The organism is Bradyrhizobium genomosp. III (assembly GCF_000261705.1).
Lineage (GTDB): Bacteria > Pseudomonadota > Alphaproteobacteria > Rhizobiales > Xanthobacteraceae > Bradyrhizobium > Bradyrhizobium ottawaense.
Window position 1 is genome coordinate 22,028 of record NZ_AJQF01000351.1, and the last position, 19,094, is coordinate 41,121.

The 19,094-nt window shown below is 64.7% G+C and carries 21 protein-coding genes and 1 tRNA gene; 10 read left to right on the top strand and 12 right to left on the bottom strand.

The annotated features are described in order from the left end of the window. Positions 1–7: 7 nt before the first annotated feature. Entirely contained in the window at positions 8–382 is a 375-nt protein-coding gene (locus tag IC66_RS0128190; RefSeq protein ID WP_038949914.1) for a hypothetical protein, read from the bottom strand. Between the two features lie 103 nt (positions 383–485). Then, positions 486–824, bottom strand: a complete 339-nt coding sequence (locus tag IC66_RS0128195) for a hypothetical protein (protein WP_038949915.1) — start codon at positions 822–824, stop codon at positions 486–488. Positions 825–918: 94 nt separating this feature from the next. On the opposite strand from IC66_RS0128195, the gene IC66_RS47825 reads away from it, so the two are divergent. Continuing rightward, a complete protein-coding gene (locus IC66_RS47825) occupies positions 919–1,083 on the top strand; it encodes a hypothetical protein (RefSeq protein WP_193375319.1) in 165 nt (54 codons plus the stop codon). Positions 1,084–1,111: 28 nt separating this feature from the next. Here the strand turns inward: IC66_RS47825 and IC66_RS47830 are convergent, their stop codons facing one another. The 3 genes from IC66_RS47830 to IC66_RS0128220 form a co-directional block, all read right to left on the bottom strand. Beyond that, on the bottom strand, positions 1,112–2,608 hold the full coding sequence (locus IC66_RS47830) for a PAS-domain containing protein (RefSeq protein ID WP_244429179.1): 1,497 nt from the start codon (positions 2,606–2,608) through the stop codon (positions 1,112–1,114). A gap of 324 nt (positions 2,609–2,932) precedes the next feature. Continuing rightward, positions 2,933–3,463, bottom strand: a complete 531-nt coding sequence (locus tag IC66_RS0128215) for a gamma carbonic anhydrase family protein (protein ID WP_038949917.1) — start codon at positions 3,461–3,463, stop codon at positions 2,933–2,935. 89 nt (positions 3,464–3,552) lie between these two features. Continuing rightward, complete coding sequence (locus tag IC66_RS0128220; RefSeq protein WP_028141155.1) at positions 3,553–3,882, bottom strand: DUF6949 family protein; 330 nt, start codon at positions 3,880–3,882, stop codon at positions 3,553–3,555. Between the two features lie 222 nt (positions 3,883–4,104). Here IC66_RS0128220 and IC66_RS0128225 point away from each other — a divergent pair, with 222 nt between their 5' ends. Further along, the gene (locus IC66_RS0128225; RefSeq protein ID WP_028141156.1) at positions 4,105–4,812 is read left to right on the top strand and encodes a hypothetical protein; all 708 of its coding nucleotides are present in this window, start codon (positions 4,105–4,107) and stop codon (positions 4,810–4,812) included. Positions 4,813–5,013: 201 nt separating this feature from the next. On the opposite strand, the gene IC66_RS0128230 is transcribed toward IC66_RS0128225, so the two are convergent. Beyond that, positions 5,014–5,913: an AraC family transcriptional regulator gene (locus tag IC66_RS0128230; protein ID WP_244429180.1), complete on the bottom strand. Its 900-nt coding sequence runs from the start codon at positions 5,911–5,913 to the stop codon at positions 5,014–5,016. A gap of 197 nt (positions 5,914–6,110) precedes the next feature. On the opposite strand from IC66_RS0128230, the gene IC66_RS0128235 reads away from it, so the two are divergent. From IC66_RS0128235 to IC66_RS0128245, 3 genes are read left to right on the top strand one after another with little or no spacing between them, the layout of a single operon-like run. Beyond that, a complete protein-coding gene (locus tag IC66_RS0128235; RefSeq protein WP_038949920.1) occupies positions 6,111–8,237 on the top strand; it encodes a molybdopterin-containing oxidoreductase family protein in 2,127 nt (708 codons plus the stop codon). 2 nt (positions 8,238–8,239) lie between these two features. After that, positions 8,240–8,545 carry a ferredoxin family protein gene (locus tag IC66_RS0128240; protein WP_028141159.1) on the top strand — a complete coding sequence of 102 codons (306 nt, stop codon included), beginning with the start codon at positions 8,240–8,242 and terminating at the stop codon, positions 8,543–8,545. Further along, a complete protein-coding gene (locus IC66_RS0128245; protein WP_038949921.1) occupies positions 8,542–9,858 on the top strand; it encodes an FAD-dependent oxidoreductase in 1,317 nt (438 codons plus the stop codon). The genes IC66_RS0128240 and IC66_RS0128245 overlap by 4 nt, the downstream gene beginning before the upstream one ends. 136 nt (positions 9,859–9,994) lie before the next feature. On the opposite strand, the gene IC66_RS0128250 is transcribed toward IC66_RS0128245, so the two are convergent. Both IC66_RS0128250 and cysE read right to left on the bottom strand, forming a co-directional pair. Continuing rightward, complete coding sequence (locus IC66_RS0128250; RefSeq protein WP_007602550.1) at positions 9,995–10,213, bottom strand: DUF3126 family protein; 219 nt, start codon at positions 10,211–10,213, stop codon at positions 9,995–9,997. A gap of 131 nt (positions 10,214–10,344) precedes the next feature. Further along, entirely contained in the window at positions 10,345–11,169 is an 825-nt protein-coding gene (cysE, locus tag IC66_RS0128255) for a serine O-acetyltransferase (RefSeq protein WP_038949923.1), read from the bottom strand. Positions 11,170–11,460: 291 nt separating this feature from the next. Between cysE and IC66_RS0128260 the strand changes: the two genes are divergently transcribed. Then, a complete protein-coding gene (locus tag IC66_RS0128260) occupies positions 11,461–12,819 on the top strand; it encodes a hypothetical protein (RefSeq protein WP_028141162.1) in 1,359 nt (452 codons plus the stop codon). Between the two features lie 364 nt (positions 12,820–13,183). Further along, complete coding sequence (locus IC66_RS0128265) at positions 13,184–13,414, top strand: hypothetical protein (RefSeq protein WP_038949924.1); 231 nt, start codon at positions 13,184–13,186, stop codon at positions 13,412–13,414. Between the two features lie 305 nt (positions 13,415–13,719). Here IC66_RS0128265 and IC66_RS0128270 read toward each other — a convergent pair whose 3' ends face one another. From IC66_RS0128270 to IC66_RS0128280, 3 genes are all read right to left on the bottom strand, one after another. Next, a complete protein-coding gene (locus tag IC66_RS0128270; RefSeq protein WP_028141163.1) occupies positions 13,720–14,046 on the bottom strand; it encodes a nuclear transport factor 2 family protein in 327 nt (108 codons plus the stop codon). Between the two features lie 489 nt (positions 14,047–14,535). Then, on the bottom strand, positions 14,536–15,291 hold the full coding sequence (locus tag IC66_RS0128275; RefSeq protein WP_028141164.1) for an alpha/beta fold hydrolase: 756 nt from the start codon (positions 15,289–15,291) through the stop codon (positions 14,536–14,538). A 114-nt stretch (positions 15,292–15,405) separates the two neighbouring features. Beyond that, positions 15,406–16,542, bottom strand: coding sequence for a hypothetical protein (locus IC66_RS0128280; RefSeq protein ID WP_038949925.1), 1,137 nt, complete (start codon positions 16,540–16,542; stop codon positions 15,406–15,408). Between the two features lie 308 nt (positions 16,543–16,850). On the opposite strand from IC66_RS0128280, the gene IC66_RS0128285 reads away from it, so the two are divergent. After that, the gene (locus IC66_RS0128285) at positions 16,851–17,096 is read left to right on the top strand and encodes a zinc-finger domain-containing protein (protein ID WP_007602543.1); all 246 of its coding nucleotides are present in this window, start codon (positions 16,851–16,853) and stop codon (positions 17,094–17,096) included. Between the two features lie 19 nt (positions 17,097–17,115). After that, positions 17,116–18,318, top strand: a complete 1,203-nt coding sequence (locus IC66_RS0128290; RefSeq protein ID WP_028141166.1) for an FAD-dependent monooxygenase — start codon at positions 17,116–17,118, stop codon at positions 18,316–18,318. Between the two features lie 25 nt (positions 18,319–18,343). Here IC66_RS0128290 and IC66_RS0128295 read toward each other — a convergent pair whose 3' ends face one another. Continuing rightward, positions 18,344–18,772: a hypothetical protein gene (locus tag IC66_RS0128295; protein WP_028141167.1), complete on the bottom strand. Its 429-nt coding sequence runs from the start codon at positions 18,770–18,772 to the stop codon at positions 18,344–18,346. A 173-nt stretch (positions 18,773–18,945) separates the two neighbouring features. Here IC66_RS0128295 and IC66_RS0128300 point away from each other — a divergent pair. Beyond that, positions 18,946–19,034 (top strand) — tRNA-Leu (locus IC66_RS0128300). Positions 19,035–19,094: the final 60 nt, after the last annotated feature.

Genomic DNA, 19,094 nt, shown 5'->3' on the forward strand with positions numbered 1-19,094 from the left:
TGGGACGCTATTCGCAGACGTCCACGCGGCGGATACGCCAGCCCGCCGGCGTCATGACGCGCTTGCGCGCGACGTAGCAGCCGCCATAGCCATCGTTGTAGTCGTCGTAGCCGGTACTATAATAGGTGGGACCGCCGTAATAGGGGGAGCCGTAGCCGTAATAACCGCCATAGTAGCCGGCGCCGGCGATGCCCGCCCCGATCGCGACACCTGGCCAGAAGCCGCCGCCATGCCAATGGCCGCCATGGCCCCAGCCACCACCGCCATGACCCCAGCCGCCATGTCCCCCGCCATGTCCGAAACCCCCGGCGTGGGCCACCTGCGGCGCCGACAGCCCGACTGCCGCGACGGCCAGCGCCGCCATCATCATCCTGCGTAACATCACTCGATCCTCCGCGTGGACACGCTCCACGCTTCAAAGCGGGATCAAGCTAACGTCACTTGGGCATTCGGGACAGCCACGCTGTCTCACTTCCGCGCGAGGATCAGCAGCCGCGACAGATGCTCTTGAGCTTCTTGTCGAGCATCCGATTCTCGGCATTGACGGCGGCATCGGCGCCGCCGCCTGTGCCGCTGCCAGTCGTACCGCCGGAGCCCGGGCCGGATGACTGAGCCGTACCCAGGCTGTTGGTGCCGGGCGGTGGAGCCGGCGAGTTGGCGACGCCACCGCTCGATCCAACGGAGCCTCCAGTCGATCCCGCGGCGCCTCCGGTCGATCCGGCCGAACCGCCGCTCGCCTGCGCGAACGCGGCGGCCGGCATCGCTGCGAGGGCGAAGATCACCATCATGGTCTTGATCGAGACGGTTGCAGGCGATGCAGCCATGAGAATTCTCCTTTGCCGGTCAACCGCCGCGGCGAAGGCAGGTTCCGGAACAAATGCCGTCACATCAGCTTGAAAGCGAGGAGGCTCAATCAGGATGACCGATCGCGATCCTTTTGCAGAAGGCGAACGCGCCGCGCGCGACAACATTCCGGCCGAGGCCAATCCCTATCTCGGCGGCAGCGACGAGCATGCGCTGTGGGCCGCCGGCCACGAGAAGGTCGCAGGCGCGACCGAAGCGAGCGAATCCGAGGGAAGCTGACGTCCCGCTCCGGATCGCGCACCGATCGCTATGCGGCCGCCACCCTATTCTCGGTCCGGTCCTCGACCATGGTCACGAACATGTGGGACTCTTCGCTGGCGCCGCCGATCTGAACCCGCCGTGCGGAGATCACGCGACGCCCGCGCGCGGGATTGTCGATGGTGTCGATGATCGGCGCGAGCTGCTGCTTCTGCGCGAGCAGCTGCTTGTCGCGCCGCTCGATCAGCTCGGCCGCCTCCGGGGAGAACAATTCCCGCGCGGTCTTGCCGATGATCTCGCCGCGCGACATGCCGATCATCTTCTCGGCCGCCTTGTTGACGAAGACGTAGCGCAGATTGCGCGCATCCTTGGCGATGATGCCCTCGGCCACGTTCTCGATGATGGTGGCGAGGAAGCGCTCCATCCGCTCGAGAATGCGCTCGCGCTGACGCTGTTCGGTGACGTCCTCCTGCACGGAAACCCAGCCGCCGCCGTCCATCGGACGCTCGTAGATCTTGATGATGCGGCCGTCGTTCAAGGCGATCTCGTAGGCCGCCGGCTCGCGCCTGGCGATCCGGTCGAGAACGGCCGCGACATATTTCGCGACGTCGCCGCTGAACAGCCCGCTCTTGACCCGGTGCTGGAGGATATCCTCGAGGGTCGATCCAGCCTGGATCGTCTCGGGCAGATTGTAGATCTGCCGGTAGTTCGAGTTCATCGCGACCACGACCGCCTTGCCGTCGAGCATGATCAGTCCCTGCGGCATGCTGTTGATAGCGGCCGAGAGCTGCCACTTCTTGGCCTGGTACTTGTCGTTGAATTGGTCGCGCTCGGTCCTCGCGGCGTCGCGCGCCTGGGCGATGCCGAGCTCGAGCTCCTCGAGCTCGAAGATGCGCGCGACGGCGTCGCGGAAGTTCTGCACGGCGCGCGCAAGACGTCCGATCTCGTCGTGACGGCCGAGATGCGGCACCTCGCTCTTGACGTCGCCCTGCGCGATCCGGTCGGTCGCCTGCGTGATATCGGCCAGGGCGCCGACGACCGAACTGCGCATGACGACGACGTTGAGCGCCGCCAGCATCAAGGCGGCGAGTCCGAGTGCGAACAGATAGGCAGCCGCATAGCGGTTCTCATTGGCAAGCTCGTCCGCCTCGCGGGCGCGCTGCTGGTAGATGCGCTCGAGCGCCTCGATATCGCTGCTGAGCTTGCTGCGCACGGTGCGGTTGGCGTCGTTGTCGCCCCATTCGCGCCCCGCGGCCGGGCTGATCTCGATCCCGCGCCGCACCAGTTCCTGACGGAAGTCGATGAATTGCATGATGCGCTGGCGGAAGCTCGCGAACAGCTCGGCGTCGTCGTTGCCGACGTTCTTCTCCATGCTCTTCACGGCCTCGGCGAGCTCGTGGTTGCGCCGCACCAGCCCGTCCGCGAACGGCTTCATCGCACGACGATCGGCCGACATGTAGATGCCGCGTGATTCCATCACGATGGCATAGATCAGCGCATTGATGCGCCCGACGCCGATCGCCGCCTCGGCGGCGGTGACATGCATGTGGCGATACGTCGTCTGCAAGCGTACGGACTGGACCGACATCACGAGGAGGAAGGTGGTGACAATCGCAAGGAAGGCGGCAATGCTGTAGACCTTCTCGGCGACCGTCAGCGTGTCGGCCGCGCGCGAGTCTTACGAACTTCTTCAATAGATTGGTTCCGGCACCGAAGCCGGATCCCAGCGCCGTCGCATCCATGGCGCCGCTCCTCCTGGTTGAAAACGCTCAACAATAAGCGTGATCGCGCTAGCGGAGGATTAAAGTACCGGCCTGTATTTGTACGGTACGGAACCGTGCCACTGGGCGGACCGGCCGCGCAGACTTTCTCAACCGATCCGCTTCAAGCCCTTTTTGAAGCGCGGACCATTGGCGACGTAGAACCTGGCCGCGCTTCCCATTCGCTGCACCTGGGCGTCGTCGAGCGTGCGGATCACGCGCGCCGGTGAGCCGATGATCAGGGAACGTTCGGCAAACTCCTTGCCCTCGGTGATGACGGAACCGGCTCCGACGATGCTGTTGCGGCCGATCTTCGCCCCGTTCATTACGATCGAGCCCATGCCGATCAGCGCGCCCTCCTCGATGGTGCAGCCATGAAGGATGACATTGTGGCCAACCGTGCAGTTCCGGCCGATGTGAAGCGGAAAGCCGAGATCGGTGTGGCAGGTCGAGCCGTCCTGGACATTGGCGCCCTCGCCGATCTCGATCCATTCATTGTCGCCGCGCAGCACCGCGCCGAACCAGACGCTCGCACCCGGCTTCAGGCGCACGCGGCCGATCACGGTGGCGGTCTCGGCGATGAAATAATTGCCGTCGGCGGGAAGGTCGGGCGCCTGCCCGTCGAGTTTGTAGATCGCCATGGAGGTCTCCTGTCGCGTTGACCACTGGCATAGCCAAACGGCAGCCGCGACGCAAAGGCCCCGCGCCGGCAGCGCTCAATGCGCGGGCGTCAGCCCAGAACGCCGGCCGCGCGCAACGTCATCAGGAAGAAGGTGCCGCTCATCATGCTCCAGAAGCCGGCGATGAGGGTCGCCATCATCACGAACTCGGCACGGCGGCTTTCCACGCGCATGCCGCGCAGCGTGTTGCGCATGATGATGAAGGGCGCGGCGAACACCAGGAACGGCACCGCAGCGAAGGTCTTCGGCGCCACGCCGTCCTGCAGCAGGCCGAAGCCGGCGGGCCGCCGCGCCAGCGCCTGGTATCCGTTCACGAGCGCGCCCGCGAGCGCGAAGCCAATGCAGATCGAGAAGAAGGTGTTGAAAGCTTCAGGTGTCATCGGAACGGTCCGCCCTTACGCAACGCCGAGCATTCCTGTGACAAATGGTGCCGGTTAACGCTACATTATCCTTAAGGGAAGGTTAACGCCGCCGTCCCGTCCACGCAGGGCCGTCCCCGCCCCCCGCAGCCGGGAACGCTGCGCGAAATCGGCGCCGCATGGCATATTCGCCGCTGATTCGTCGGCCACCGGCCGACTTCCGGCTCGACCTCGCGCAAGCTCATGACGGTGTTTTCGGCAGTTCCCCATAGGTCCCCCCGCACGCGCACCTGGGCGCATGCCGTCCCGATCGTGCTCGGCGGCATTGCTGCGGTGTGCGCGGTCGCGCTCGTCGCCTATCTGTTGTGGCCGACCTGGGGCACCCGCGGCGCGAACGCCCCGGACAAGCTGCCGGTGAGCGTCGGCGGCACGCTGTTCAACCTGCCGGTGACGGCGATCCGCATGAAGATCCAGCGGCACTCCGGACCGCAGGAGCGTATCGACCTCGACTTCCTCTATCCCTCTCTGGAGCCGCCCGGCACCCCAAAGCACGTCACCGCCGACACGGTGGAAGCGGCGGTGCAATCGATCGACCGCATCTTCCTGTCGATCACAGCCCACCACGATGCGCTCTCGCCCGAGCAGCGAACTGCGACGATCTATCCGCGCTATCTCGACCAGGCAGCAGCGATGCCCGCGGACGGCCTGACGATGCGGATGTTCCGGGCTGACACGCCCTACGGCAGCGAAGATTTTTATTCGGCTGCAAGCCCCGCGCTGACCGCGCGCTGCACCCGCGATGCGTCAACGCCCGGCATGTGCCTGTCCGAGCGCCGCGTCGGCGGCGCCGACCTCACCTTCCGCTTTCCGCGCAGCTGGCTGTCACAGTGGCGCGATGCGGCGGAGGCGATGGACAGGCTGACGGCGCAGTTGCGCGGACCGAAGGGGTAAGCGCGGCCGCGAGATCGGCTTGCAGGCCGGGCTCAACCCCTCGCCGAACAAAATCTCGAAAACAACCCCATGCACAGTAGCCAAGTCACGGCCGCACTTCGTATTTTTAAATATTCATTATTTCCGAATTAGAGCTTGACCCATCGGGCAAAACCCGTGGGGATCTCAAGGCCACATCATCCAGACTTGATGCGGGCAGGCTCAATCCTGCCCCTTCCGCGCCCGATAATGGCTCGGCGTCGTGCCGACCGCCTTGCGGAAGGCGCGGTTGAAATTGGCCTGCGAGGAAAATCCCGCGGCAAACGCGATATCGACCAGCGGGCGATCGCTGGTCGACAGGAGCCGCTTGGCGAGATCGAGGCGCTGACGGCTGACATATTCGTGCGGTGCAGTTCCGGTCGCCGCCTTGAAGCTGCGGGAGAAATGCGCCGGGCTCATGCAGGCCACAGATGCAAGGTCCTTCACGGTGAACTCGCGCTCGACGGATGCTTCGATGAATTCCGTGACGCGCGACAGGCGCCTCGCATCGAGCGGTTTCTGCACGGCATAGGATTGCTTCAGCCGGACTGAACTGGCGGCGTAGCTGTGCACCAGATGGGCGGACAAGGCCCGCCCCAGGCTTTCGATCAAAAGGCGGCCTGTGGAGGTCTCCTGCGCGAGCTCCGCGAGAATGCGGTCCGCGACGTGCTCGATGAACATGTCCCGGTCGATGCTCTCGTAGCGGATCGACATGCCCGAGGGATCGATGTCGAGATCCCTGAGCATGGTGTCGTCGAACGGCTTGCCCGGAAGAAAGAGATGCAGGCATTCCTGCATCTGGTCCTCGACGCGGATGAAGTCTTCGCGGATGCCGGCCGGGCAGAGCCAGACGGTGCCTCTCCTGCCGAAGGTGCGCTGCCGCATGCCGGCGCCTTCGCGGTCGACGACCGAGCTGCCGCGGAGCAATATCGCGATCTCGGTGTCGCGCGGCAATTGCGGAGGGAGGTCGCCCGGCTCATGACTCCATCGTTCGGCCAGGAGATGCCCCCACCGCCGGTCGTTGGACGTCTGGAGCATTCTGCCGGTCACATATTTATCGACAGAGTTGCCAAGCATACCCATCGGAAATCTCCGCCAGATCACGCGATGTATGGGTAGAGAGGTATTGCCGGTTCAGGCAATTAGCATGCCAGAGAACCGGCAGGGCGTCCACCGGCCGAGAGCAGTCCGGGACAACAACACCGCACGTTTTGAAAAGCCAGGGCGCGCCCGGCCGCCGCATCCTTCGGACCGTCTTGAATCAGGAAGCGGAGAGATCCATGGCGAGGTCCACGGTCATAGGCGCATGCCCCCACGACTGCCCCGACACCTGCTCCATCCTGACCACGGTCGAGGACGGGAAGGCGATTGCCGTCCGCGGCAATCCTGATCACCCGTTCACGCGCGGACGCCTCTGCGTCAAGGTCAACAATTACGAGGAGCGCGTCTACAGCGACAAGCGCGTCCTCTTTCCGCTGAAGCGGGTCGGCCCGAAGGGCTCACGGCAATTCCAGCGGATCTCCTGGGACGAAGCCATCGACACCATCGCATCGCGCTGGAAATCAGTGATCGCCGAGCACGGCGCGCAGGCGATCCTGCCCTACAGCTATCTGGGCACGCAGGGCATCATCAACGGGTTGAATGTCGGAGATCCCCTCTTCAACAAGTTAGGGGCGACGGTTCTGGAGCGCACCTTCTGCGACTCTGCCTCTTGCACAGCGTACATGATGACGATCGGGCACACGCCCGGCGTCGACCCCGAAAGCTTCGTGCACTCGAAATACATCATCCTGTGGGCCTGCAACACGCTGAGCACGAACTCGCATCACTGGCCGTTCATCGAGCAGGCAAAAAAGGCCGGCGCCAAGCTCATCGTGATCGATCCCGTCCGCACCCGCACCGCGCGCCTCGCCGACTGGCACATTCCGATCCGGCCCGGCACTGACGCCGCGCTCGCGCTGGCGATGATCCACGTCATCATCAAGGAGAACCTGCTCGATCGCGATTACGTCGACAAATACACCATCGGCTACGACGAGCTGGTGGACCGCGCGGCGAGCTACACCCCGGAATTTGCGTCGCAGGAAACTGGCATTCCCGTCGACGACATCCTCAAGCTGGCCAGAGAATTTGCGACCACACCGCCCGCCGTCATACGCATCGGCGTCGCGGTCGAGCGGCATGCCGGCGGCGGCCAGACCGTGCGTGCGATCGCCTGCCTTCCGGGGCTGATCGGCGCCTGGAAGCATGTCGGTGGCGGCCTGCTCCAGCTGCCGATCTGGGCCTTCCCGGTCAGATGGGACGTCTTGATGCGGCCCGACCTCCAGCCCGAGAAGATGCGCGTGCTGAACTCCTGGCGCCTCGGCCCGGCGTTGACCGGCGAACTCGGCTTCGATCCGCCGATCAAGGCGCTGTTCGTCTACAACGCCAACCCGATGGCGATGGTGAGCGAACAGGCCAAGCTCGAAAATGGGCTCGGACGCGAGGATCTCTTCACCGTCGTCAGCGAGCACTTCCTGACCGACACCGCCAGATATGCCGACATCGTTTTGCCCGCAACCACGCAGCTCGAGCAGAAGGACATCATGTTCTCCTGGGGGCACCTTTACCTCTCCTACAACAACCAGGCGATCGCGCCGCTTGGCGAAGCCGTCTCCAACACCGAGCTGTTCCGCCGCCTGGCGCGCGCAATGGGCATCACCGACCCCACTTTCTTCCGGACCGACGACGAAATCATCGAAGCTTCGCTCGACTGGAGCAATCCGGTTCTCGAAGGCATCACGCTCGACGGCGTCAAGACCAAGGGCTATGCGCGCCTCAACATGCCGGCGCCCGCCGACTGGGCGCCGCATCGCGAGGGCAATTTCCCGACCGCCTCCGGCAAGTGCGAATTCAAATCGACGATCGCGGGCGGCGGCAACTTCGTGGTGCCGCTGTTCCGCCAGGGCTACAATGGCGACCAGGATGCCACGCCCGTCGATCCCCTGCCCCACTACATCCCGCCCAACGAGAACCCGCGCACGGCGCCGGTGCTCGCCACGCGCTACCCGCTCAGCCTGATCTCGCCGAAGAGCCACGCCTTCCTGAACTCGAATTACGGCAATCTTCCCGCGCAAACCGCCCAGGCCGGCGAAGAACAGGCGGTGCTTCTCAATCCAGATGATGCCGCACAGCGCGGGATCGTCGCCGGCGCGCCCATTCGCGTGTTCAACGATCGGGGCTCATTCGAAGCCTTTGCGACCGTTTCGTCCGATATCATGCCTGGAGTCGTGGTGGCGCCGTCCGGTTACTGGCAGCGGTCCAATCGCAAGGGCGCGACGGTCCACGTGCTGACGCCGCCGGCGTTCGCCGACCTCGGCCGGGCCCCGACCTTCTCCGACATCCTCGTCCAAGTCAGCGGGGCCTGACGATGACTTATGTGGTCACCGACAATTGCCGGGGGTGCCGATACACCGAATGCGTCACGGTGTGTCCCGTCGAGTGTTTTCACCTCGATGAGTCCATGACCTATATCGATCCGGAAAACTGCATCGACTGCGGCGGCTGCGCGCCGGCCTGCCCGGTCGGTGCGATCGAGCCCGACTATCGCCTTGCAGCCGACAAAAAATTCTGGATCGACGTCAACCGCAAGCGCGCTGCCGAAACTCCCGTCATCAGTGGCCGCCTGCCGGCGCTGCCCGGAGCGGACGAACGCCGGCAGGCGCTGGGCCGATGACAGGCCTCGCTGCAAGCGAAGGCCGCGTCGCCATCGTCGGCAGCGGACCGAGCGGCTTCTACACGGCCGAGGCCCTCTTGCGTTCGGGTGCATCTGTGACGGTCGACATGTTCGAACGGCTCCCGGTGCCGTACGGGCTGGTGCGGTTCGGCGTGGCGCCCGACCACCCGAAGCTCAAGCAGGTGACGGCAGCGTTCGACCGCATCGCCGCCATGCCCGGCTTTCGCTTCTTCGGCGGTGTCACGGTCGGAGACGATGTCACGGTCGACGAGCTGCGTGAGGCCTATAACGCCGTCGTGTTGGCAACGGGCGCCGAACTGAGCCGGCCGCTGGGCATTCCGGGCGAGGCTCTGCCGGGGAGCCACAGCGCAGGCGATTTCGTCGCGTGGTACAACGGGCACCCCGATTTCGCCGATCTCAGCTTCAATCTCGACCATCAGGCGGCAATCATCATCGGTCACGGCAATGTCGCACTCGACGTCGCACGCATTCTCGCCAAGACCGCCGACGAGCTGCGACAGACCGACATCGCGCGCCACGCGCTCGAGGTGCTGGCGGCGAGCCGGATTCGCCAGATCTCCATCGTCGGCCGCGGCGCACCGGTGCAGGCCAAATTCAGCGCCAAGGAATTGCGCGATTTCCTCGAATTGAGGTCATGCGACACGCTCGTCGACGACCGCGATGTCACGCCGAAGGACTTCGAACCGCAGCATCCCGCAGATCCGGAGCTGGTCGAGAAGCTGTCGCTGCTGCGCGGATTTTCGCAGCAGACCGCGACCAGGCCGCGCCATTGTGTCTTTCGATTTGGCTTCTCGCCCTTCGCGATCCACGGACGAGGCCGGGTGGAGACCCTCTCGGTGACGCACCGGTCCGGCGCCGTCGAGGACATCGCCGGCGGCCTCGTGTTCGGCAGCGTCGGCCGCAGGACGGCGCCCGTCACCGGCGTACCCTACGACACACATCGCGGCGTTCATGCCAATGCCAATGGACGTGTCACGAACGGGCATTGCGTGATCGAGGGCCTCTATGCCTGCGGATGGAGCAAGCGCGGTCCGAACGGCACGATCGGCACCAATCGCGGCTGCGGCATCGCCACGGCAGAGGCCGTGCTGGCAGATCTTGCGCATCGGCGAGCGCGCCCGGACACGCCGGATGCGCTGCTGGCACGCGTCGTCGGCCGCGTCACCCGCGTCGTGAGCTATCCGGACTGGATGGTGATCGATACTGCCGAGAAATCCAGGGGAGCCCTGCTCGGCAAGCCGCGGGAAAAATTCGTCACAATCCCCGACATGCTCGCAGCGGTGGGCGCGTAACCCCGGAACCGATCGCGCCACCGGACCGCGCTAAAGCGCGATGCGATCAGGATGAATCGTCATCGCGCTTCAGGTTGTTGTTCCAGCATGATCTTTTCGGAAAACCGCTGCGCACTTTTCCGGACCACGCTCGCATCTACTCCTGATCGACGAGATCGTCCTCGAGGATCGCCATCTGGAACTGGAACGAGCGATCGTCGTCCTCGTCGTCGACGAAGAGCACGCCGATGAACTCCTCGCCGATATAGACTTCGGCGGAATCGTCCTTCTTCGGCCGCGGCACGACGCGGATCTTGGGATTGCCGAATACGCGCTTCAAATACGCATCTAACTTTCTGACTTCTTTGACGTCCACGGCAAGTCTCCGATCGAAAATGGTCGGCGGGTTTTAGGACGAGACGCGACGAACCGCCAGCATGAATTGCCAAAGAATTTGGGGACCGAAAGGGCCGGAAATCCGGCCCTTTTCGCCTTCAAGGCCAGGTCTTAAAGCCCCATCGCGTTGATCATCTGATCCATCGTGCGCGACGGTTCGGCGCAGCCGGCCTCGCCGACGACCTTGGCAGGCACGCCCGCGACGGTCACGTTGTGCGGCACGGGCTTGACCACGACCGAGCCGGCCGCGATGCGCGCGCAATGGCCGATCTCGATGTTGCCGAGGATCTTTGCGCCGGCGCCGATCAGGACGCCGTGCCGGATCTTCGGATGACGGTCCTCGTTCTCCTTGCCGGTGCCACCGAGCGTGACGCCGTGCAGGATCGAGACGTCGTCCTCGATCACCGCCGTCTCACCGCAGACGAAGCCGGTGGCGTGGTCGAGGAAGATGCCGCGGCCGATGCGCGCGGCAGGATTGATGTCGGTCTGGAACACCGCGGAGGCGCGGCTCTGGAGATAATACGAGAAATCCTTGCGGCCTCTCAGATAGAGCCAGTGCGCGAGGCGATGGGTCTGGATCGCGTGAAAGCCCTTGAAGTAGAGCAAGGGATCGATGAAGCGCGAGGTCGCGGGATCGCGGTCGTAGACGGCCACGAGATCGGCGCGGAAGGCGTTGCCGAGATCGGGATCGTCGCGCAGCGCGTCCATATAGGCCTGGCGCACCAAGTCGCCCGACAATGCGGAGTGATCGAGCCGCTCGGCGACGCGGTGGACCACCGAATCCTCAAGGCGGCTGTGATGCAGCACGGACGAATAGATGAAAGTCGCAAGCTCCGGCTCGCGACGGACGATGTCCTCCGCTTCGCCCCGGATCCGATCCCAGATCGGATCGAGCGATGCGAGCTTTCCTCCCGGATTGACCTGATGCACTGCCATGGATTTGCTCTTTGGGATTTGCTCTTTCGAGTGGGCTCGTTTTGCCCGCTCTATAGCATAGTTTAGGCGACGAAGTCCTGACCGGCTTGCCTGGGAGTGAACAGCGCCTTGCCCCGCGAAAGCATGCCAAGACGTTGAAACAAAAGATTTTTTTCGAAGCCCCCAAGCGGCAAGGTTGGCTCAAAGTGGTCAGAGTTTTGCCAAATTCAAGTCGGGCGGCGTCAAACTATTGGTGAATTCTCTCCCGACCGTTATTGCGAGCATGGTTCGGGGCGAGGACGGGGAGCAGATTTGAGCATCACCACCGATCAATTGCGCGGGCGCGCCGCGGATACGCTTTGGCTGCGTCTGGCGGCGGTGGCCCTGCCCCTCCTGATGATCGCGCCGGCGTTCTGGAACGGCTACCCGCTGTTGCAATGGGATACCGGCGGCTATCTGGCGCGCTGGTACGAGGGCTATCTCGTCCCGAGCCGCTCCACGGTGTTCGGCCTCTATCTGCACTATGGCGAAAGTTTTGGCTTCTGGATCAACCTCGCGGTCCAGTCGCTGGCAACGCTATGGCTGTTGCAGCTCACCCTGCGCGTGCTCTCGATGATGCAGACCTTTCGCTTCGTCGCGATCAGCCTTGGCCTGATCCTGTCGACCGCGCTGCCCTGGCTTGCGAGCATGCTGCTCACCGACATCTTTGCCGGCCTCTCGGTGCTGTCGCTGTTTCTCCTGGTCGTCGGCGCAAGCCGCACCTCGGCGCTCGAGAAGATCTCGCTGTTCGTCTTCACCGCCTTTGCCGCCGCCACCCACAGCGCCACGCTCGGCGTGCTGCTCGGTCTTTGCGTCGCGGGCTGGATCGCCCGGCCGTTTCTCAAGGAGCGCCTACCGCTGGCGGGATTGGCGCAGGCCAGCCTCAGCATCGTTGCGGGCGGCCTGATGCTGGTCTCGGCGAATTATGCGCTGTCCGGCAAGCTGGCCTGGACGCCCGGCGGTTACGGCGTCGCCTTCGGCCGCATGATGCAGGACGGCATCGTCGCGCGTTACCTCGACGACCATTGCCCGCGCGAACGCTACAAGCTCTGTCCCTATCGCAATGAGCTGCCGGCGACGGCAGATGAGTTCCTGTGGGGCAAGAGCATGTTCAACACGCTTGGCCGCTTCGAAGGCATGAACGAGGAGATGGGTTACATCGTCGTGCAGTCGCTCAGGGATTATCCGGCCTGGCAGGCCGGCGCGGCGTTGCGGGCGATGGGCCAGCAATTGCTGCATGTCGCGACCGGCGAAGGCACCAATGGCTGGATCCCGCACACCCGTGGCATCATCGAGCGCTACATCCCCGCGCAGGCCGCGCCGATGCGCTCCGCGCGACAGCAGAATTGGCAGCTCGACTTCACCGCGATCAACTGGCTGCACGTGCCGGTGGCGCTGGCCTCGATGCTGGCCCTGGTCGCGCTGCTCGGCAACGCGCTGGCAAACCGCCGGCTCGACGACCTGACGCTGCTGGCGGCGACCGTGACGCTGGCCCTGCTCGGCAACGCCTTCATCTGTGCCGTCATCTCAGGCCCGCACGACCGCTATGGCGCGCGGATGGTATGGGTCGCCACCTTCGTGGTGCTGGCGGCGCTGGCGCGGCGGTTTGGCGACGACGTCAAAGCGCCATGAGATTGGAATGAAGAGTCATCGCGCTTGGTTTCGTCCGAGCAGCGAACGCTTTCATCGAAAGCAACACCCGGAACTGACTTGGCGTTCAACAGCCTATCCGCGTCGGCAAAGAACCAGAGTCCGATAGCAGCCCCTGGGCGGACTCCAATCACTCTCGAGCGACCCGCTTGCACGTCCGCTCGTGGGCCCCTTTGCCGACGTTCCAACCCGCCTCGAGCTGAGGTCCGATAACCCTTAGCGGACTCCAGGATGCCGAAAGGTCAGCGCCCGGCGCCGGAATTCCCGCCCGTTCCCAGGAACAAAATTTAATTTATTTAATTTATTTAATATGATTTAATCGCTTTACCCCTCTGGAGACACTGCAATGCCAGACCAAGACGACGACCGACGGGAATTCTTGAAGACCTGCGGAAAGTTCGCCGCCGTGACGCCGCCGACCATCACCCTTTTGCTATCAACGTCCCTCACGTCCAACGCGATTGCACAGTCTGGCGCGAGGGCGGTTCACCACGACCATCAGCACCATGGCAACAATGGCTGGGGCAATGGCGGCCGCGATGGCAGCCCCAACGGGAAGGACGATAGAGGCCGCTGAGCCGACGCGCGGCCTCCGGAAGGAGACACAATGCACCCCAGGCGCCGCGACGTAGATTGGCACTTCGCCTCCACGATCGTCTCGTTGATATGGCTAGTGATCTTGGCTGCCGCGCTCATAGCGGTGCTCCTCCGAGCCCAATCCTGAACGCACAGGCGAAAAGGGCCTCGGGAAAGCGAGGATCGCGGCTGCCGGAACCACAAATGGGTTACCACGTGTTTCCCGATCGAGCGGAAGGACCGTGTTCCCGGGAGAGGCACCAGCTCGCATCCCGTTGCCCGCGATGGCGGCTTTCCTATCGCACGTCAGTTTGAAGGTCCGCAGGTGTGCACCGCTACCTGGCCAGCGGCGTTGAACTTCAAGACCGCGCTGACCAGGCCTTCACGCACGACGTAAGAGATCAGCGCTCCCTCCTCCGCCTGCTGTAAGTTGTCGAGCTTCGACGCAGGATATTGGATCATCCGATCGACCCAATACGCGCGATGACCTTCGGGCCCTGTAATGGTCTTCGTGCAACCGCAACCGCAGACGATGACCGCGTCTTCAGCGTACATCCGCAAGATCGTGTCAACATCGCCGGCGCGGTAGGCATCTAACCAATCGACCGCCGCGGCCATCGCGTCAAAGGACATACAAGCACCTCGATGCCAAAAATCGAGATTTGGCCGGCGTACCAGCCAAGTCTCTCTTTCGAGAATTTTGGTGCCCTCGCCAGGTTAGGACCATATGCCGAAAGTCATAGCCTCAACGGCAAGTGGAACGGTTGGACGGGTATCCTGTTTTCCCGCCGCCCATCCCCTAGGGCAACGCAGTCGGCCCGAGCTTGGAGCGGGAGGCGTTGATGAAGGAGTCTTGCGCGATCCTCTTCGCCCAACGGCTGAACGACCTCTCTTCCCGACTCTCAGAACTGGAAGATCTCCGCCTTCGAGTCGAAGAGGCGGAGCGACGCGCCCGGGCTGGGCATAGATTACAGTCGCCTCCCAAAATAGCCGCCTCACGCGGGGGGCATCTTACGTGCAAGCGCCCCGGGTTCGCGCGGACCTGAAGGGAGCGGACAGCCCCTTGTGATGGGACATTTCAGGATAGCGGGGCAACAACCTCCTGGCCTCAGACACCATGCCTCAGCCGCGGCGCGAGAGGAAATCCAGCACGCCGGTCTTGTAGACCTTGTCGCCGACCGCGCGCATGTGGTCGCGGTTCGGAATGTCGAGCACTTCGGAGCCGGGGATGATCGCACCGAGCGCGCTGGCACTTCCTGCGACGTCGTCGGTGGTGCCGACCGCGATCAGCACGGGCACGTCGATACGCGCAGCTTCGTCCCTCGTCATGAGGTCGCGTGTGCCGCGCAGGCAGGCGGCCAGCGCACGGCGGTCGGAGCGGGTCTGATCGGCGAACGCGCGAAAGGTGCGGCCGACGGGATCGGTGACGTCGTCGAGATCTGGCGCTTCCAGCGCCTTGGCGACGTTCTCGCCGGGGCCCGTGCCCTCGATCAGGCCGCCGATGCCGATGCCGCCGAGGATTGCCGAGCGCAGGCGCTGCGGCTCGTTGAGGGAGAGCCACGCCGCCATCCGTCCGCCCATCGAATAACCCATGATGTCGGCCTGCGGGATGGCGAGATGATCCATCAGCGCAAGCACGTCGCCGGCCATGGTCGGGATCGAATACTGCGCGGGCTCGTAGAGCTTTGCGCTTTCGCCATGGCCGCGATTGTCGAGCGCAATCACGCGGCGGCCGTTCTTGCGCAGCTCCGAGACCCAGGTCGGATAGACCCAGTTCACGTTCTTGCTCGAGGCAAAGCCGTGCACCAGGATGATCGGATCGCCCTCGCCTTCATCGAGATAGGCAATTTCAACGGCGCCGTTGTGAAAGCTCGGCATCAGCAGTTCCGTGGTGTTGTGGGGAGTGATTGATCTTAGAGCACGATCCGGCAAAGCGTGCAGCGGTTTTCCGGCAACATCATGCTCAAACAATAGCCTGGAGCGCCGCGCGCCTCACGCCGTGACGGCCGCGTTGGCCAGAGCAGCTTCCGCGGCGATCCGGGCACGGCGAAGCCGCCGCGCCCGTTTGCGATCGCACCAGGCCTGGGTCAGGCGCTCGGTGGTCGCCTTGATGGAGGAGAGAAGGCCGAACAGCGTCAGTGCCGCGCTGAGCAGCCAGAGCGCCAGATTGAACGCGCCGCCGATCAGCAGCAGGGCGCCCCGACCCAAAAGCTTCATGATCGCGCGCGTCTTGCCGCCTTGCGCTTCGGCAAGCCGCGCCGCGCGCGCGACATCCTTGGGACCTTCGGCGATGCGCAGCGTGTCCATCGCCCCGCGCGTGCCGGTCTTCTCGGCGACGCGCGTGACATCCTTGCCGAGCCGGACCAGCGCACCGGCCTTCTCGGCCCGGAACGCCGCCTTGATCGCGCTGACGGTCTCGCCCGGCCGCAGCACCGAGCCTGATACCACCGCATTCCACAGCGCCGGCGTGTCGACGACCTCGCGCGCGGAACGGCCGGCCCAGACCGCCAGCCCCTCGCCGAGCCGCCCGACTTTGCGTGCATCCTTCACCAGCGTCAGTCCGGCGCGCACCGGCGCGGCACCACCGACGGACACGTAGGTTGCCGCCGTCACCGCAAGGCCGGCCGCCGCAAGCCCGAGCACGAGCCGGTCGGTGTCCTCGCCCATGGCAAGATGCTTGCCCTCGCGCACCACGTCCCTGATGTCGCCGATCACGAAGAGATCGCCCGCCACCGTCCCCGAGAGGCTCGCGACATCGTCGGCATTGCCGGTGACGAGGCCGGTGGCGAAACGTTTGGCGAAATGCGAGGTGGAGCTTTCGGCTTTGACCGCGTCATTGACGCGGCCCAGGAGGTCGTCGGGCAGCGCGATGTTGCGGTCGCGCGCGAGCGCGACAAAACTGTCGGCGAGATCCGCATCGCCGGCGGCGAGTGCGGCCTCGATGTTGTCCTGAACCAGATGGTCGTTCTGCCGCAGCAATGCATCGAGCTTCAGCTCGGAGAGCACGGCCGGATCATCCTGGGCGGCGAGGATCGCGCCGGCCTCGCGGGCGTGCGGTGCTACCTGCGCGAGCATGAAGCCGCACGCGGCGATACCGGTCAACGCTGTGGTGATTCGCAGCCACTTCATGTGGAAAAGCCCGGAAGTCCCTGGGATCCCTTGCGCCGGTCGATTCGTCTTTCGGCGCAAATTTGCTCGTCCACAGACATAGTATGCCAAAATTGCGACACAACGTCCCCGACGAAAGAAGGGCTTCTCTCAGGCCTTAAGATTGTGTCGAATTTGCATGAGCAAATGAGCATGGGGCAATTGCGAACCTTTCGGTTCCGCTGGACTAGCAATCATCCACACCCACCAGTATGGTCCGCGGCGCCTTAAAGATGCCGCGTCAGTTCGTGATTGTGTCTGCCGCCATTGCCACTCCAGGATGAGTTACGATGTCCGACCATGTCGTCCCGCACTTCCATAACGATGCCGGTGTCCCCGTCATCGAGATCGGCTCGCAAGAGTTCATGTGCGTTGGCGCCAACCCTCCGTTCGACCATCCGCACGTCTTCCTCGACCTCGGCAACGACAACGAGATCATCTGCCCCTACTGCTCGACGCTGTACCGCTTCGCGGCCGATCTGAAGGCGGGCGAAGCCCGCCCGCCGGAATGCGTCCTGAAGGACAAGGTGGCCTGACCGTTTCCATCGGTCAGGGGTGGCGCTCTCCCGCACGATTGTCATCGCCGGTGCCGGCATCGGTGGACTGACGGCCGCGCTGGCGCTGGCAGCCCGCGGCTTCCGCATCGTTGTGCTGGAAAAGGCCGAGCGGCTCGAGGAAGTCGGCGCCGGCCTGCAACTCTCCCCCAATGCCAGCCGCGTGCTGGTCGAGCTCGGCCTCACCGAGCGCCTCAGGCTGCGCGCCGTCATCCCGGAGGCGGTCTCGATCATGAGCGCGCGGGCCGGCGGCGAGCTTTTGCGCATGCCGCTCGGCGAGGCAGCTTCGCTGCGGGCCGGCGCTCCCTATTGGGTAGTGCACCGCGCCGACCTGCAATCCGCGCTGGCCGGTGCTGTCGCCGATCATCCCGACATCGACCTCAAGCTGGGCGCGACCTTCGAAGATGTCGCGCCTCATGCCAAGGGGCTGACGGTGGTCCATCGCAGCGGCACGATCCGCCGCAGCGATCTCGCCAGCGCGCTGATCGGCGCCGACGGCATCTGGTCGACGGTCCGCCAGCATCTGTTTCCCGAGGTGCAGCCGCGCTTCTCCGGGCTGATCGCCTGGCGCGGCACGCTGGATGCCACGCAACTGCCAAAGGACTACACCGCGCGCCGGGTGCAGCTGTGGATGGGGCCGAACGCCCATCTCGTCGCCTATCCGATCGCGGGCGGACGCCAGATCAACGTGGTCGCTGTGCTGCCGGGCACCTGGAACAGGCCGGGCTGGAGCACGCCCGGCGATCCGCTGGAAGTGATGGACGCCTTCGCCGCGCCGCGCTGGCCGGCCTCGGCGCGGATGATGCTGGCCACGGTCGACAGCTGGCGGAAATGGGCGCTGTTCGGCGTGCCCGACGGCTGCCCCTGGAGCAGAGGTCCGGTGGCGCTGCTCGGCGATGCCGTGCATGCGATGCTGCCTTTTGCGGCCCAGGGCGCCGGCATGGCGATCGAGGATGCCGCGGTGCTCGCCCGGCATCTGAGCTTTGAAGCCGCCGAGAGCACGGCAGGCATCAGTGCTGCGCTGACGCAATACGGCCGTGCCCGTCAGGCGCGGGTGCGGCGGGTGCAGCGGACCGCGCGGCAGCAGGGCCGCATCTATCATCTCGGCGGGCCGCTTGCGGCCGCACGCGATCTTGCGATCCGCGCGCTCGGCCCGGACCGCATGCTGGCGCGGCAGGACTGGATCTACGGCTGGCGGCCCTGATGCGAAGCGCCTCCAGCGCGGCGCCTCAGCGGGACATTTTCCCGGATTTCGAAGCGGGCTTGCCAGCCGCCGCGGGCGACAATTGCGTGGCAGGCGGGGTCGCCTCCGGCGGCGTTTCCCGGCACTTGTTGCGGCGCCAGGCGTCCTCGGCCATTTGCGCCGACCCGCGCACGGCAACATAGTCGTTGCGATAGGCGAGCTCGGACACCACGGCGCCACCCGTCCCGGTCTCCGCCTTCTCCATCAACCCCCGCAAATCGTCAGTGCGCTTGGCGAGCGACTTGCGCTCGGTCTCCAGCTGCTTGCAGTCGTACAATTCGTATTTGGCGGGATCGGCAAAGGCCGGCGCGACCGTCTCGCTCATGCCGGCGCAGCCGGACAGCGCGGCGCCGGCCGCAAGCAGCGCGAGGAGCGCGCCGAAGCCGCGCGGCGAAGTGGAAAACGAAGCAGCCATGCCGGATGAATAGTCCCCGTGGATTGAGAATGCCTAAAGCAACAACAGATGTCCGGATTGAGGCTTTGCCTTGTGCGCCCGGCTCGCTTAAGGAAGAACCGTCCCTCCGGGCTCGCAACGCGCCAATTCCAGACGGCCAGGATGGACTTAAGTGTTTGATCTCGTTGGATCAAGCGGGCATGGCGGAATTGGTAGACGCAAGGGACTTAAAATCCCTCGGTGCGCAAGCGCTGTGCCGGTTCGACCCCGGCTGCCCGCACCACGAGATTTGATGCTCCGCGATGAAGGCGGTCTACCCTCCGCTTCAGCTGAGCGATCATCG